The following is a 13,918-nucleotide window of genomic DNA, read 5'->3' as shown; positions in this document are numbered from 1 at the left end:
GACCGGCATCCGCTGCTTCATAGGCCTTCGACTTCATCTGGTTGAGAAGGTCGGAAATCTGCTCGGCACCGGCGATCGCGGTGTCGGTGACGCTCTTCGCGTTGTTGAGCGAGGAGGTGACCGCACCTAGGCCGCCGAGGTCGCCACGCAGGGTCTGAGCCACGGTGTACTTCGACGAATCATCCTTGGTCGAGGCAACGGCCAGACCGGTGTTGATGCGGCTCTGCACCTGGTTCATGCCCTTGTTGGTCGCGTTGAGGCTCTGGAGAGCGGCCATCGCGCCAGCATTGGTGTTAACCGAAAACGCCATTATGGTCTTCCTTCTAGAAAAGCAGGCCGAGTTCTGCGGCCAGATGACGGGAGCGCCGCCATGCGCACAGCTGGTTCTTCCGGCTGCATCTTCATTCTAGGAAGGGTGAAGAAGGCTCCGGAATTTTCAGAAAAAATTTTGTGGTGCCAAGGGCGGGGCAATTCTTCTTGGGGCGAACCTAGGTTGGGTGGCGGGATTGACTGTGCAGATGCAAGAATGGCCTCTCCGGCAACTGCCGGAGAGGCCATTCTTGTCGCAACAGTACGCCCGATCAGAACGGGAAGAGGGCGTCGTAGATCTGTTGTCCCCAGCGCGCCTGCTGCGCGTCGGTAAGCTGGCCGCGTCCGCCGTAGCTGATCCGGGCTTCGGCGATCTGGGAGTGCTTGATCGAGTTGTCGCGGGCGATGTCCTCGGGCCGGATCACGCCGGTGACGACGAGTTCGCGCAGCTCGTAGTTCACCCGCACTTCCTGCTTGCCGCGGATCTGGAGGTTGCCGTTGGGCAGCACGCCGATGACGGTGGCGGCCACGGTCATGTTGATCTGCTCGCTGCGGGTGGTGTTGCCCACGCCCGTGGCGCTGGACTTGGAGTCCGTGCTGACCAGGCTGGAGGGGTCGGGGTTGCCGGGCAGGATCTTGGGGATCACGGTTTCAAGGCCGAGCAGTGCGGCGATGCCGCTGTTCTCGCTGCCGTTGCGGGTGCGCGTGGTCGAATTGGCGACTTGCGCGTTATCGGCAATGTTGATCCGGATCGTCACGATATCACCGACGCGCGAGGCACGCTGGTCGCGGAAGAAGGCGCCGCCGCCCGTCCGAAACAGCGAGGCGCCGCGTGCCGCATCGGCGCTGCGGCCGTTTTCCGCCAAGGCGCGGTCGTCCACCGAGTGATTGCCCAGCGACGGTTCGAGCCGAGGCGCCACCGGATCTTCCGCCTCCGACATCTTCGGCGGCTTGCCCACGTTCTTGAGCCGGCCGACCGAGCCGCAGCCCGAGAGCAGGCTGGCGGCGAGAAGTACGGCAACGAAAGGTGCGAAACGGTTCTTCACGGCCGGCTTCTCCCTACTGCGCGGTGATGCGCACGTCGCCCGAGCCGACGGCAACGGCATCGAGCGTGCGGTTGGTGGCGAGGTTCAGCACGCGCACCTGCTGTCCCTTGCCGCCGTCGCTGAGCGCGCGTCCGGCCGACGTGATCTTGAGCGCGCCGGAGACGAGCGAGATGGTCACCGCCTCGCCGCGCCGCACCAAGCGGGGCGGGGTGATGTCGGTGGAGCGTACCGGCGCGCCGGCGTTGAGGCGGCGCACCGCCTCCTGTCCCGCCGCTTCCGCCGGGCTGAGCGCATTGCGCGCGATCGCGGGGAAGACCGGGGCGGTGACGAAGTCCGCCGCCGTGAGGACTTCGCCGCGTTCGACGGTGCGGGCGAGGACCGGTGCGGGTTCGCCGGAGGGCATTGCCGGGGCGACAGCCAGGGCGGGGGCGAGAAGGAGTGCGGTGAGCATGGCCTTAGCTGATCTGCGTTGAGGTCTGGAGCATCTCGTCAGCCGTCTTGAGCACGCGGCTGTTCATCTCGTAGGCGCGCTGGGCGGTGATGAGCGAGGTGATTTCCGAGACCGGATTGACGTTCGAGGCTTCGACGAAGCCCTGGCTCAGGGTGCCGAACGAAGGCTGTCCCGGCGTCGAGACGGTGGGCTGGCCGGACGCGCCGGTTTCCAGGAACAGGTTGGAGCCGATCGCTTCCAGGCCTGCTTCGTTGACGAAAGTCGCCAGTTCGAGCTGGCCGACGGTCTGCATCTCGGCCTGTCCGGCGATCTTCACCTGGATTTCGCCGGTCTTGGAGACGGTGACGTCCAGCGCGCCTTGCGGGATGGTGACGTTCGGCTGGACGAGATAGCCGTCGCTGGTGACGAGTTCGCCCTGGTCGGACAGCTGGAACGAGCCCGCGCGGGTATAGGAGACGTCGCCCGAAGGCATCGTGACCTGGAAGTAGCCGGGGCCATCGATCGCCATGTCGTAGGTGTTGCCGGTGTTGGTCAGCGCGCCCTGTTCGGTGATGCGATAGACGCCGCCGGTGCGCACGCCCGCGCCGATCTGGATGCCGGTGGGAACCTTGGTGCCGCTGTCGCTCGTATTGGCGCCGGGACGCGAGACCTGCTGGTAGAGCAGATCCTGGAATTCCGCGCGCTGGCGCTTGAACGCCGTGGTGTTCATGTTGGCGATGTTGTTCGAGATGACATCGACGTTGGTCTGCTGGGCAAGCATGCCCGTGGAAGCGATGGAGAGAGAACGCATGGTGGCTCCTCGTTAGTATAGGATGAGGTTGGAAACGGGTTTACGATCAGCCGACGCGGCTGAGCCGGTCGATGGCACGCTTGCGCATGTCGTTCAGGTCGGAGGAAAGGCGCTGGCTGGTCTGGTACGAGCGCAGGATTTCCACCATGTGCGTGGTTTCGGTGATCGGCTCGACGTTTGACGCTTCCACGCCGCCGGTCTTGAGCTTGGTCTGCGCCGCCGCGAGCATCCGGCCGTTGGCCCCGGTGAGCATGCCGTCGCCGCGCGGCTCCAGCATGTTCTCGTCGGCGAAGTCGGTCACCGCCAGGCGTCCGACCGGGCCGTCGCCGGCCATGACGGTACCGTCCTCGGTGATCGAGACCTGGTTCTTGAGGTCGGCGGGGATGGCGATCGGCTGGCCGTTCTCGTCCAGCAGGCGCTGCCCGCCGGACGTGGCGAGTTCGCCCGTGCTCAGGATCTTGACGAAACCGGCGCGCGTATAGGCGACGCCGCCTTCGGGCGTTTCGACGTTGAGGTAGCCGGGGCCGTCGATCATGACGTCCAGCGCATTGCCGGTCGACTGGAAGGCCCCCTGCGAGGCGTCGTGCACGGCGCCATAGTCCAGCACGAAGGAGGTCTTGCGCGCATCCTCGACGGGCGCATCCTTCACCGTCTCGACATATTCGTGGAACAGCGCCTGCTCGCGCTTGTACCCCACGGTACTGGTGTTCGCCATGTTGTTGGCGGTGATGTCGAGCTGGCGGCGCAAGGCCTGCTCATGGCTCAGCAGAACGAAGGAAGAGACGTCCATTCGGGCACCTTGCGAAAAAGTTCCAGATATTCGGCGCTAGGCAGATTTTGCCGCTCAGCTTTCCTATAATAGAGGCGAAATCGCGAAAGCGGATGCGCGAACACCATTTCGGTGCAGGGGGCGCATCCCAGGAGCCAAGGGGATGAATGTGTCCAGCGACGACGTGATCGACATTACGGCGGTCGATGTGCCGGAACCCAAGAAGTCCGGTAAGAAAATGCTGGTTATCGGCGGGGCTGCGGTCCTGGCGTTGCTTGCGGGCGGCGGCGGGGCCTGGTGGTTCATGCGCGGCGGCGACGAAGGCGGTGCCGAGCATGAGGCCAGTGCCGAAGCAGGGTCCGCCGAGGGCGACAAGTCATCCTATATCGAAGTGCCGCCGATGATCGTCAACTTGCGGGGCAGCGACAGCCAGGCGCGCTTCCTGAAGCTGCGCTTCATCATCGTCGCCGCCGACGGGAAGACCGACAAGGTCAAGGACAAGCTCCCGGCCGTGCTCGACGCGCTGCAACCCTTCCTGCGGGAACTCCGGCCCGACGACCTCAACGGTTCGGCGGCGGTGTTCCGCATCAAGGAAGAGATGATGACGCGGGCCACCCAGGCGCTGGGCGCCGGCATGGTCAAGGACGTGCTGATCCAGGACCTCGTCCAGCAATGAGCGACGATTTCGACGACTTCATCCTCCCCGATCCGCCCAAGGTGGGCGCGATCAACGACGACATGTTCGACCAGGACAGCATCGATGCGCTGTTCGGGTTCGACAGCGACATGCCGGCACAGCCCAAGAGCGGGCTGAAGGCGATGATCGAATCCAACGTGATCAGCCACGAACGGCTGCCCATGCTGGAAGTCGTCTGCGAACGCATGGTGCGCTCGTTCGCCACCAGCATGCGCAACCTCACCTCGGACGCGATCGACGTAAGCCTGGAGGAGATCACCTCCACACGCTTCGGCGAGTTCATGAACCGCGTGGCGCTGCCGGCGATGTTCGGTGTATTCCAGGTAACGGAGTGGGAAAACTACGGCGTGGTCACGGTCGATTCCGGCCTGATCTACGCGGTGGTCGACGCGCTTCTGGGCGGTCGCAAAGGGTCGCGCCCGATGCGTGTCGAAGGTCGTGCCTTCACCACGATCGAGACCATGCTGGTGTCGAAGATGGTGCAGTTGGCGCTCGACGATCTCTCTCAGGCGTTCGAGGCCATCGAGCCGGTGACGATGATGGTGGAGCGCATGGAATCGAGCCCGCGCTTCGCCGCGATCGCCGGGCCGAGCAACATCGCCGCCGTCGCCACGTTCCGCGTCGACATGGAAGGGCGGGGCGGCAAGTTCTCCGTCCTGCTGCCTTACGCCACGATCGAACCGGTGCGCGACAAGCTGCTGCAACGCTTCATGGGCGAAAAGCTCGGCCGCGACCGCATGTGGGCCGCGCACATGGCCAAGGAACTCTACAGTACCGAAGTGACCGTGGACGTGGTGCTCGGCGAGAAGCTGATGAGCCTGCGCGACGTGATGACTCTCAAGGTGGGGCAGACGATCGCCCTCAGCCACAGCCCGAACGATGCGCTTCAGGTCCAGTGCGGCGGCGTGCCGCTGGGCCGCGCGCATATCGGCCAGCGTTCAAGCAATATCGCCATTCGCATGGCCACAGACATTTCCAAGGGGTATCCGAAATGACCTTCGCCACAACGATCAATGCCGTGCTGATCCTGGTTTGCCTCTCCGTGCTCGTGCAGAGCGCGCGGATGAGCCGCCGCCTGCGCACCCTGCGCGATACCCAGCTTGCCGAAGGCGTGGCCCAGATGGAACGGGCGACCGGCCAGGCCCGCATCGTGCTGGGCGATCTCAAGCGCGTGCTGGCAACCGATGGCCAGGCCCAGGCCACCGCCATCGCCGCCGCCGAGGAAATCCGCGACGAACTGACCCTGATGGTCGGCATCGGCAATGCCGTGGCGGACCGCATCATGGAAGCCAACGCCAAGACGCCCAAGGCAGAGGAACAGGCACCGAAGAAGCGCGCCGTCCGCAAGCCGCGCACGGCCAAGCCCAAGACCGCCGCCAGGCCCAAGGCCACCGACGCCGAGAAGGTCGTCGCCGGCATTCTCGAGGCCGAGAAGGTCGCCGCTCCCGGCCGCACCCGTTCGCGCCGCAAGGTTGCCGTGCCGGCCGCGATCAACGATGCCAGCGGCGTCGTGCGCGATATCGCCACGGCCCGCGCGTCGCGTGAAAGCGCCGTTGCATGATCAAGCGCGAGGCTTTCGGGCCTATCGGCGGGATGCTTGCGCCGGTCCGTGCCCTGGTGACGCCTTCCCGGCTGATCCTGGCCGTGGCCGGTGTGGCGGCGGTCGCCAATGCCATCGCCCTGGCCGCTCCGCCGGTCAGCAGCGTCAAGGGCGACTCCGGCCGCCTGGGCGCTTCGCTTCAGGACGCCACCGCGCAGCGCGACAAGGTGCTGGCCGCCGAGCGCCGCAAGCTGGAAATGCGCGAACAGGCGGTCAAGGCCAGCGAGGCGCGACTGGCCGGGCAGGCCCAGCAGGAACAGGCCGCGGCCGCACCAGCGCCGGGACGTGGCGGCGCTCCGGAACCGGAAGTGCCCTATGACAACCTCGCGCGTATCTACCAGACGATGAAACCGCAGCGCGCCGCACCGATCTTCGAGAAGCTCGACATCGAGGTCCAGGCGCAAGTCGCGCGTCGCATGCGCGAACGGGCGACGGCGCAGATCATGGCCTACATGACGCCGAGTTCCGCCGTCGAACTGTCGATGGCGTTGGCCGGGCGCAAGGTCATCAAGGCGCCGCCTTCCGCTCCGCCTCAGCCGAGGCGTGGCAAACCGCAGGCCCTTGCGGCGGCGGGCAAGCCGGCGCAGCCGGCAGCGCCTCCCGCGCAGTAACGAAAAAGCCCCCATCCGGTCCGGACGGGGGCTTTTTTCATACCGTCGTCCCGGACCTGATCCGGGACCGCTGGCAATTCTTGAGGCGATAGCTTGCGTGAGAGCGCCCTGCCGCGACGTGGGCCGTTCACGGCCAGCGGTCGCGGATCAAGTCCGGGACGACGAGCGGCCGAGCCGTCAGCCCTCGTCGGCGGAGACCTTCACGATCAGCACTTTCTCGATGCCCTTGTCGAGGCGCTTGAGCGGCGGCGCCACCATTGCCGAAAGGCGGGCGACGTTGACCGGCGTATAGGGCGAGGCGTGAAGCCGCGCGAACTCGATCGCGGCGGCCAGCGATGCGGCGCGCAGTTCGGGCATGCGCTTGGCCAGTTCGGCGGCATTCTCGGCAGACTTCGCTTTCACCGTGATGGACAGGTGAAGCACGCCGTCGATGCGGCCGCTGTCGACGATCGGCGCATCGATCGGTTCCATCACCACGAACGAGGGGTCGGGCGCCGGGACGGCATCGGCTTTCTTGGTTTCGGCCTGAGCCGAAGTCGCCGCCGCGGCTGCCAGGGAACAGGCGATGACCGGCCGGACACGCCGCAAGGTCTTGCGGGCGTCGATACGGGAAGAGGCGGAAGGCGGCATCGGTGACTCCGGATCGAGCCGTCCGGCGCGGACCGTCCGGCGGCTTCTTCCTCTATAATAGAACGAAACCCCAGGAGTCAGGTTAACATGAGTGACGATCGGCGTCCGGCGAAAGTCAGGGTATTTTCCTCTGGATCGGGCGGCCCATCGAATCCGGGCCAGCTGAATCCGGCCCAACCCGGCGCTGTCCCGCCCAATCCCCCCAATCCGGCCAATCTGGGGCGCCGCCGCACCGATGCCCCGCAGCTTGCCGTCGATGGCGCCGCGCCGCAAGCGGTCCAGCGCGGGGGTGCGTTGTGGGTGGTTTTCGCCGTTATCCTGTTTCTCATCGGCAGCGCGCTTGGCGGCGTACTGTTCACGATGTCGGTCCTGTTTCCCGGAGCCTTGCTGTGATCCTTACCCGTCTGCTGGCGACGGCCGCGCTGGTGCCCGGTGCAGCCCTGCTGGCCGCGCCCGCCGCTTCACCCACCACTTCACCGGCTGCCCCAGCCACCACTGGGGCCACGGGAGCGCCCGCTTCGGCGGCAAAACCCACCTCTGGCCCCGCGCCTAAAGCCGTGGCGCTGCCACCGGCGCCGCGCCTGCCGGGCTTCGCTGCCGATCTGGCGCAGCAACCCGCGATCGTCGGACCGGCGGCCTGGATGAAGCTGACGGAACAGGATGCCTGGACCCGCATCGCCCGCGCGCCTCGACCCGAACGCCAGCAGGCGCGCTGGAACTATGCCCGCAGCCTGATCGGACAGGAGCGCGGCGGCGAGGCTTTCGGTGTGCTGGAGGTCATGCGGCAGGACGATCCCGACCTGGAGATGGTCGATACCTTCCGTTTGGCGCAAGGCGCCGCCCTTACGTTGCTGAGCCGCTATCCGGACGCCCTTGCCGCGCTGGGTGCGCCCGGACTGGGTGCGAACTCCGAGGCCTGCGCCTGGCGGCTGCGCGCCCTGGCGCAGAGCGCGCTCGCCGAGCAGGCCCTGCAACAGCTCGATTGCGCGCGGCCTGCGCTCAAGACGCCGCGGCCCAGGGCCTTCATTCTGGCGGCTGCCCGGGCCGCCGTGGAGGGCGGCGCGCCGGACAAGGCGATGCAATGGCTGGCACCCCTGCCTGATCGCGATCCGGCGGCGAACCTCTATCGCGGACGCGCCGAACTGGCGCTCGGCCATGTCGATCAGGCGCGGCTGCGGTTCGCGCGGGTGGAACGTTCGGGCTCGATGGAGCAGCGCATGGATGCGCGGCTGAGCGAGATCGAGTCCGAGGTCGCCCACAAGGCGGTCGGGCCCGAAGCGGCGCTCAAGCGGCTCGATGCGATCCGCTATGCCTGGCGCGGCGACGCCATCGAGGAACGCGCGCTGCGCCTGACCTACAAGCTCTACGATGCCCGCGGCGACCTGTCCGGGGCGCTGGCCGCAGGCGCTGCCCTGTTCCGCTACCACGACGTGGCGCGCCAGGGGGCGGACTTTCTGCCGGGCCTGCGCACCAAGCTGACGACGGCGCTCGATCCCGCCCGCAAGCTGCCGCTGGACAAGGCGGCGGGGCTCTACTGGGACTACCGCGATATCGCGCCGGGCGGGGCGGAGGGAGACCTCATGGCCAGCCATCTGGCCGAGCGCCTTCAACAGGCCGGACTTTACGAACGCGCAGGCGACCTGCTGACCTATCAGCTGTTCGTACGCGCGGGCGATCTGGCGCGCGGGCCGCTCTCGGCGCGGGTGGCGACGCTGTTCATCCTGGCCGGACGACCCGATCGCGCGCTGGACACCCTGCGCAAGTCGGACGACCCGTCCTTCCCCGACGCCATGATCGCCGCGCGCAAGCGGGTGGAGGCGGCGGCACTCAGCCAGATCGGCCGTATCGACGAGGCCATGGCCGTGCTTCAGGACGTGCCGGACGCAGATACCCTGCGCGCCGAGATCCTCTGGAAACAGCGCGACTGGGCGCGCTATGCCGAAGCTTCGGCATCCGGGCTCCCCACGGGGCGGGCGCTCGACGCCGTGGGCCAGGCAGTCGTCCTGCGCCACGCGATCTCGCTGGCCATGCTGGGGCGCGAGGAAGCCCTGTCGGGCCTTCACGGGCGTTATGCGGCGGCGTTCCAGGGGCTCCCCTCGGCGCCTGTCTTCGAGATGCTTACCGGCAGCCCCAAGGAGGCCAACGGGCCGCAACTGGCGCGCGCCATGGCAGCGATGCCTTCGGCCAGCCCGGCGGGCGATTTCGCAGATCTGCTGGAGCGAGCGCCCGGAAGCGTCGCGCCGAAAGGCTGAAGGCGAGGAGCAAGAGCATTTTCTAATCAGGTGGAATCACCTGATGACTCGGAAAATGCGGCAAACGAGAAACTTGGAGCGGGTGATCCGGTGCAACCGGATCACCCGCTCAAGGATACGAAAAAGGGCGCCGGGATCACGATCCCGACGCCCTTTTTCATGTGCTGCCCTGGCGGCATTCCTTATTTCAGGAATTGCGCCAGCGACATCGAATTGAGCTGCGCGAAGACGGAATAGCTCGCTTCAAGAATGGTCTTGCGCTGAGTGATGTCGATCGCGACCTGGCCAAGATCGGCATCCTCGACCGAGCCGATCAGTTCCTTGAACAGGTCGATCCGGTCGTCCGCGCGTTCGCTGAGCTGTTCGACCTTGTTCTGGTTGCGGCCATTGGTGGCGTTCACCGTGCGGACGTCGGTGATGCCGGTATCGAGCTGCGCGAGGGCATCCGTGATCGCCTGCTTCTGGGCATCCGTCAGCTTCTCGCCGAAGGGTCCGGCTTCGGCAAGCGTGCGGAAGGCAGGGATGAGGTTGGTGGCGACTTCGCTGGCGCCCACGCCATATTCCAGTTCGACGCTCTCTCCGATGCGCGTGGACTGGCGCACGCTGTCATTGGCGAAGGCATCGGCGGCATCGAGGCCGATCGTGTCCTGTAGCGTCTTGGGAAGGAAAGGGCTGCCCGAGGTCTGCGATCCCGCGAAGAGGGGAATGCCGGCTTCGTTGGCGTTCAGAGCCATGCGCAGGTCGCCGAAGGAACTCTCGACGATAGCCTGGAGGCCCGGCGAATCGCCCGTGCCCAGCGCGGTCATCAGTTCCGTCCTCATCTTCGTGAGCGAGGTGTCGATCTGGCCCAGATTGGCGTCGTAGAGCGACAGCGTGGTGGAGACGCGGGCGGTGTTGCTCTTGTACGATTCCTGCTGGGCCAGCATCGAGCGTGCCGAAAGGGTTCGCACCGCATCGAGGCCGAGGCCCGCGTAGTCGGTCGCTTTCTTGCCGGAGTTGAGCTGAAGCTGGCTTGTCGCCAGGTTTTCCTGCGAGCGCGACATGGCGCTGGCGAGCGTGCGCTGGAGGGGGATCGTCGCTACGCGGGTCATTGTCTGGTCCTCGTCTTTTCGAAAATTAGCGGATCATGCCGAGCAGTTCGTCGTACATGTCCGAAGCGGTCGACATCACGCGTGCCGCAGCCGAATAGCTGTTCTGGAGAATGACCATCTGCGCGAGTTCCTCGTCCACGTTGACGCCGGAGAACGAATCGCGTCGATCAAGGGCATCGCTGAGGCGCGAGGAAGCATCGTTGTAGTTGGTTAGCGCCAGCGAGGCCTGCGAGCCGGCGCTGCCGAGCAGGCGATTGGCGAAATTGCCGATCGTGCTGCTGCCGTCCTTGCCGAAGTCCACGGTGCTGGACAGGGCGTCCACGAAGCCGGAGACGTTGCGGATGTCGCCCGAACCGATGGCCTTCTCGCCCACGGCTGCCGTAAGCTGGAGCTGCGCCAGCGGCAGCTTCGTCGGGTCCGCCAGGATATTGGCGGGCACTTCGGCCGAGCCAAGCCCGCTGGCGGCCCCGGTCAGCCCGGACAGCGCCGAGAAGGAAAGGCCGGTTCCCGCGCGGTTGGTCGAATCCGAGGGGATCGAGATCGTCGAACCGGAACTGGCGGTGTTGGAGTTGAACTGCACGCGGCCGCGATCGTCCAGCGCGAAGCTGCCATAGGCCGAAAGCGGGCTGCCGTTGAGTTCGGTGACGAGATCGCCCCAGGTCGATCCGGCCGAGCCCGTGAGCGTATATTCGGTCAGGATTTTGCCGGTCGGGTCGCGCAGGACGATCTGGGCGGTCTCACCGGTGCCGAAGCCATGCGGATCGGTGGCGGTGAAGCCCGAGGGTGCCAGGGCGCTGCTGTCCGAACGGATCAGGTTGTTGAGCCCGAAGAACTGCGAGAAGCCCACGCCCGCGCGGTCGCTGGGGGTGGTCGGATCCTGCGCGATGGCAATGCCGTTCGCGTTGGAATTCGCGCTGATCGACAGGACGCCGTCGGTGAAGCTGGCCGACCCGTCAGGCGCCAGGCCGGCGTTGATCGCGGCGATCGCATCGTCGACGGTGGCGGTGGGGCCCAGGGCGTCGAAATCGATCGTCGCCTTGGAGACCAGCGTGCCGTCCTTGGCCACGACAGCGAAAGTCGCCTTGCCGGTGAAGCCGAACCGGTCTGTGCCGACCAGGCCGTTGTTCTGGCCCGTCAGCGACTGGGGCGCGGGGAAGGTGGTGCCTTCGTTGGAAACCTTGTTCAGAGCCTCGGCCATGCCGGTGAACAGCTGGCCAAGTTGCTCCGAGAAGTTGGGCAACGCCCGGTCGCGAATGTCGAGCAGGCCGCCGAGCTTCCCGCCGACTGCCGTGGAATCGATCTTCTCGCCGGTGGAGGCGCCGATCACGCCGTTGTCGGAGGCGAAGCGGATGTCGATCGCCGGATAGGTCGCCTGGGAGGCGGCGGCGCCCGAAGGGTAACTCAGCTGGCGCAGGCGCTTGTCCAGCAGAACCTGGCCGGATGCGCTGTCGATGGTCACGCGGCCGTCGCTCTGCTCGCGCACGGTCACGTTCATCATCCCGCTCAGTTCCTCCAGCGCGGACATGCGCTCGTCGGCGGGGCCGGAGACGCTCTTGCCCAGGCCCTGGAGGCGAGCGACCTCGCTGTTGAGGTCGTGGATCTTCTTGAGCAGCACATTGGCGCGGTCGACCGTGTCGGAGACTTCGCTCTCGACATCGGCCTGGAGGTTGGCAACGTCGCCCTGCAACTGGTTCAGGCTCTGGATCGTGTCGGAGACATTGCCGGTGAACAGCGCGATCGACTGGGCCGAACCCTGAAGACTGGCGATCTGCGACACCGAAGTGGTGATCGCGTTCAGGCGCGCGGCGATGCCCGACTTGGAATCGGTGGAGCCAAGCAGCGATTGCAGGCGGTCGAGGTAGGTGGAGGCCGCTTCGCTGCGGCCGGCTGCGCCCGCGCGCTGGTAGACGGCGTTCTCCAGGAACTTGTCCGCCACGCGCGAGGGCTCGCCGACGACGACACCGCTGACCTTCCCACCCGCCACGCCGGTGGTGAGCGCCGGCTTCTGCCTTGCGTAACCCACCGTGTTGACGTTGGCGATATTGTTGGAAACCGTCGCCATTCCGGATTGAGAGGCCGAGAGGCCGGACATTGCGGAATTGAGTATCTGGTTGAGGGACACGGTTCTGGTCTTCCTGAAAGTATCGCCGGGAAAGGTAAGGTCTTGGGGAAGTCGGCCGGAGCGTTTTCACTTCGAATGAAAACGCTCCGGTCTTTCGGGCAAGGTCAGCGCTTCAGGTTGCTGACTTCCTGGAGCATGTCGTCGACGGTCGTGATGATCTTCGACGAAGCGCTGTAGGCGCGCTGGAACAGGATCATGTTCGAGAATTCCGACGCCAGGTCGACGTTCGAGGCTTCCAGAACGCCCGCCGCGATCGATCCGCCGCCGAGCGCGCCGGGCTCGTTGATCGCGACGTTGCCCGAAGTGGCCGAGGCGATGTAGGCGTTGCCGCTGGTGCGGGTCAGGCCGTCCGGATTCTGGAAGGTGGCGATCGGCAGCTGGTAGATCGCACGGGTGGTGCCGTCGTCGAACACGGCGCTGACGATGCCGGTGTCCGAAATCTCGACCGATGCCACGGTGCCCAGCACGCCGCCGTCCACGCTGGACGAAAGCAGGGCGGAATCGCTGCCGAACTGGGTCAGGCCGTTAAGCCCTCCGTCGGTGCCGAGGCCGAGCGTGATCGGCGTGGAGCCGGCGCCGTTGGACCAGCCGATGTCAAGGTCGGCGAAGAGCGCGGCATCCGAACCGGCAAGGTCGAGGCTGCCGTCGGCATTGAACTTCACGGTGCCGCTGGCGAGAACGCCGTTGGTGATGGCCGCGCCGTTCGAGCTGGCGATCTGCGCGGGATCGCCGGAAATCTCGGCAACCCATTCGTTAGCGGCAGTCTTGACGTAGTTGAACGTCAGGGTGTGCGCGGTGCCCTGCGCATCGTAGATCTCGACCGAACGCGAGAACTGCGGCGACAGCGCACCCGAGGCCATGGAGCCGGGGACATAGGCGCCGGTGATCGGGGTCGCGGTGGAATCGAGGTTCGCCCGCATCGAGATCTTGGTGGTGGGCAGCGCCGCGCCGGTCAGCGAGTTCGGGCGGATGGGCTCCAGCGAATCCATGCTGCCGTTGTTGGTGTAGCTGCCGTTGGCGTCGAGCGGCCAGCCGGTCAGGTAGTAACCGGCAGTGTTGCGCAGATAGCCGTCGGCATCGGGCGTGAACGAACCGGCGCGGGTATAGGCGATCTGGCCGCTGGTGTCGGCGCTGGAGCGCACGACGAAGAAGCCGGCGCCGTCGATGCCGATGTCGGTCAGGCTGCTGGATGCCTGGAGCAGGCCCTGCTTGGAGATGAGCGCCTTGGGCGCGGCGGTGACGCCACCGGCCGAATAGCTGCTCTTCATCTTGCCGTCGGTGACGAGCGTCTGGAACTGGGCGGAAACGCCCTTGTAGCCGATGGTGTTGACGTTGGTGATGTTGTCCGCGACCGTGGCCATGGCGCTCGCCTGCGCGCCGAGGCCGGAAACGCCGGCATAAAGAGCTGAATAGAGGCTCATGTGGTTCTCCTGTGCGTGACGGCCGGGGTAAAGGCGTACCGGCCACCGAACAGAGCCATTGTAGGAAGAATTGCGATCCTACCCTGATGAGCCGTCACGAAAATTTGTAACGGATTGCCACGGACATGT

The 13,918-nt window shown here is 66.1% G+C and carries 15 protein-coding genes; 6 read left to right on the top strand and 9 right to left on the bottom strand.

All coding sequences use genetic code 11. The features are described from left to right. From ACI3K3_RS15890 to ACI3K3_RS15870, 5 genes are all read right to left on the bottom strand, one after another. Window positions 1–310, bottom strand: a 310-nt coding sequence (locus ACI3K3_RS15890; RefSeq protein ID WP_404915331.1) for a flagellin, incomplete at its 3' end; no start/stop codon positions are given. A 271-nt stretch (window positions 311–581) separates the two neighbouring features. Beyond that, complete coding sequence (gene flgH / locus ACI3K3_RS15885) at window positions 582–1,355, bottom strand: flagellar basal body L-ring protein FlgH (protein WP_404915329.1); 774 nt, start codon at window positions 1,353–1,355, stop codon at window positions 582–584. Window positions 1,356–1,368: 13 nt separating this feature from the next. Next, window positions 1,369–1,806, bottom strand: coding sequence for a flagellar basal body P-ring formation chaperone FlgA (gene flgA / locus ACI3K3_RS15880; RefSeq protein WP_404915327.1), 438 nt, complete (start codon window positions 1,804–1,806; stop codon window positions 1,369–1,371). A gap of 4 nt (window positions 1,807–1,810) precedes the next feature. Beyond that, complete coding sequence (gene flgG, locus ACI3K3_RS15875) at window positions 1,811–2,596, bottom strand: flagellar basal-body rod protein FlgG (RefSeq protein ID WP_404915325.1); 786 nt, start codon at window positions 2,594–2,596, stop codon at window positions 1,811–1,813. A gap of 46 nt (window positions 2,597–2,642) precedes the next feature. Then, the gene (locus tag ACI3K3_RS15870) at window positions 2,643–3,386 is read right to left on the bottom strand and encodes a flagellar hook-basal body complex protein (protein ID WP_404915323.1); all 744 of its coding nucleotides are present in this window, start codon (window positions 3,384–3,386) and stop codon (window positions 2,643–2,645) included. Between the two features lie 142 nt (window positions 3,387–3,528). Here ACI3K3_RS15870 and ACI3K3_RS15865 point away from each other — a divergent pair, with 142 nt between their 5' ends. The 4 genes from ACI3K3_RS15865 to ACI3K3_RS15850 are packed head-to-tail and all read left to right on the top strand — an operon-like array spanning window position 3,529 to window position 6,273. Next, window positions 3,529–4,041 (top strand): flagellar basal body-associated FliL family protein, encoded by a 513-nt coding sequence (locus ACI3K3_RS15865; protein ID WP_404915321.1) that lies wholly within the window; start codon window positions 3,529–3,531, stop codon window positions 4,039–4,041. Then, on the top strand, window positions 4,038–5,057 hold the full coding sequence (gene fliM / locus ACI3K3_RS15860) for a flagellar motor switch protein FliM (protein WP_404915319.1): 1,020 nt from the start codon (window positions 4,038–4,040) through the stop codon (window positions 5,055–5,057). The genes ACI3K3_RS15865 and fliM overlap by 4 nt, the downstream gene beginning before the upstream one ends. Beyond that, window positions 5,054–5,623 (top strand): DUF6468 domain-containing protein, encoded by a 570-nt coding sequence (locus tag ACI3K3_RS15855; protein WP_404915317.1) that lies wholly within the window; start codon window positions 5,054–5,056, stop codon window positions 5,621–5,623. Before fliM ends, ACI3K3_RS15855 begins: the two co-directional genes overlap by 4 nt. After that, complete coding sequence (locus ACI3K3_RS15850) at window positions 5,620–6,273, top strand: MotE family protein (RefSeq protein ID WP_404915315.1); 654 nt, start codon at window positions 5,620–5,622, stop codon at window positions 6,271–6,273. Before ACI3K3_RS15855 ends, ACI3K3_RS15850 begins: the two co-directional genes overlap by 4 nt. A gap of 177 nt (window positions 6,274–6,450) precedes the next feature. On the opposite strand, the gene ACI3K3_RS15845 is transcribed toward ACI3K3_RS15850, so the two are convergent. Continuing rightward, window positions 6,451–6,903, bottom strand: a complete 453-nt coding sequence (locus tag ACI3K3_RS15845; protein WP_404915313.1) for a hypothetical protein — start codon at window positions 6,901–6,903, stop codon at window positions 6,451–6,453. Window positions 6,904–6,990: 87 nt separating this feature from the next. Here ACI3K3_RS15845 and ACI3K3_RS15840 point away from each other — a divergent pair, with 87 nt between their 5' ends. Further along, complete coding sequence (locus ACI3K3_RS15840) at window positions 6,991–7,296, top strand: hypothetical protein (protein ID WP_404915311.1); 306 nt, start codon at window positions 6,991–6,993, stop codon at window positions 7,294–7,296. Beyond that, window positions 7,293–9,155, top strand: coding sequence for a hypothetical protein (locus tag ACI3K3_RS15835; protein ID WP_404915309.1), 1,863 nt, complete (start codon window positions 7,293–7,295; stop codon window positions 9,153–9,155). Before ACI3K3_RS15840 ends, ACI3K3_RS15835 begins: the two co-directional genes overlap by 4 nt. Window positions 9,156–9,337: 182 nt before the next feature. On the opposite strand, the gene ACI3K3_RS15830 is transcribed toward ACI3K3_RS15835, so the two are convergent. The 3 genes from ACI3K3_RS15830 to flgE form a co-directional block, all read right to left on the bottom strand. Continuing rightward, window positions 9,338–10,246, bottom strand: coding sequence for a flagellin (locus ACI3K3_RS15830; protein ID WP_404915307.1), 909 nt, complete (start codon window positions 10,244–10,246; stop codon window positions 9,338–9,340). 25 nt (window positions 10,247–10,271) lie between these two features. Then, complete coding sequence (gene flgK, locus ACI3K3_RS15825) at window positions 10,272–12,368, bottom strand: flagellar hook-associated protein FlgK (RefSeq protein ID WP_404915305.1); 2,097 nt, start codon at window positions 12,366–12,368, stop codon at window positions 10,272–10,274. A gap of 104 nt (window positions 12,369–12,472) precedes the next feature. Continuing rightward, on the bottom strand, window positions 12,473–13,789 hold the full coding sequence (gene flgE, locus ACI3K3_RS15820) for a flagellar hook protein FlgE (protein WP_404915303.1): 1,317 nt from the start codon (window positions 13,787–13,789) through the stop codon (window positions 12,473–12,475). Window positions 13,790–13,918 lie beyond the last annotated feature (129 nt).

Origin of the sequence: Novosphingobium sp. ZW T3_23, assembly GCF_044987305.1 — a bacterium.
Lineage (GTDB): Bacteria > Pseudomonadota > Alphaproteobacteria > Sphingomonadales > Sphingomonadaceae > Novosphingobium.
Note: the sequence above shows the minus strand (reverse complement) of the source record. Positions and strands in the feature narration are given on the sequence as shown.

Coding starts and splice junctions, on each gene's coding strand:
- flgA (WP_404915327.1), bottom strand. CDS start 1,806: ATGCTCACCGCACTCCTTCTCGCCCCCGCCCTGGCTGTCGCCCCGGCA.
- ACI3K3_RS15845 (WP_404915313.1), bottom strand. CDS start 6,903: ATGCCGCCTTCCGCCTCTTCCCGTATCGACGCCCGCAAGACCTTGCGG.
- flgG (WP_404915325.1), bottom strand. CDS start 2,596: ATGCGTTCTCTCTCCATCGCTTCCACGGGCATGCTTGCCCAGCAGACC.
- ACI3K3_RS15855 (WP_404915317.1), top strand. CDS start 5,054: ATGACCTTCGCCACAACGATCAATGCCGTGCTGATCCTGGTTTGCCTC.
- ACI3K3_RS15840 (WP_404915311.1), top strand. CDS start 6,991: ATGAGTGACGATCGGCGTCCGGCGAAAGTCAGGGTATTTTCCTCTGGA.
- flgE (WP_404915303.1), bottom strand. CDS start 13,789: ATGAGCCTCTATTCAGCTCTTTATGCCGGCGTTTCCGGCCTCGGCGCG.
- fliM (WP_404915319.1), top strand. CDS start 4,038: ATGAGCGACGATTTCGACGACTTCATCCTCCCCGATCCGCCCAAGGTG.
- ACI3K3_RS15870 (WP_404915323.1), bottom strand. CDS start 3,386: ATGGACGTCTCTTCCTTCGTTCTGCTGAGCCATGAGCAGGCCTTGCGC.
- ACI3K3_RS15850 (WP_404915315.1), top strand. CDS start 5,620: ATGATCAAGCGCGAGGCTTTCGGGCCTATCGGCGGGATGCTTGCGCCG.
- ACI3K3_RS15830 (WP_404915307.1), bottom strand. CDS start 10,246: ATGACCCGCGTAGCGACGATCCCCCTCCAGCGCACGCTCGCCAGCGCC.
- ACI3K3_RS15865 (WP_404915321.1), top strand. CDS start 3,529: ATGAATGTGTCCAGCGACGACGTGATCGACATTACGGCGGTCGATGTG.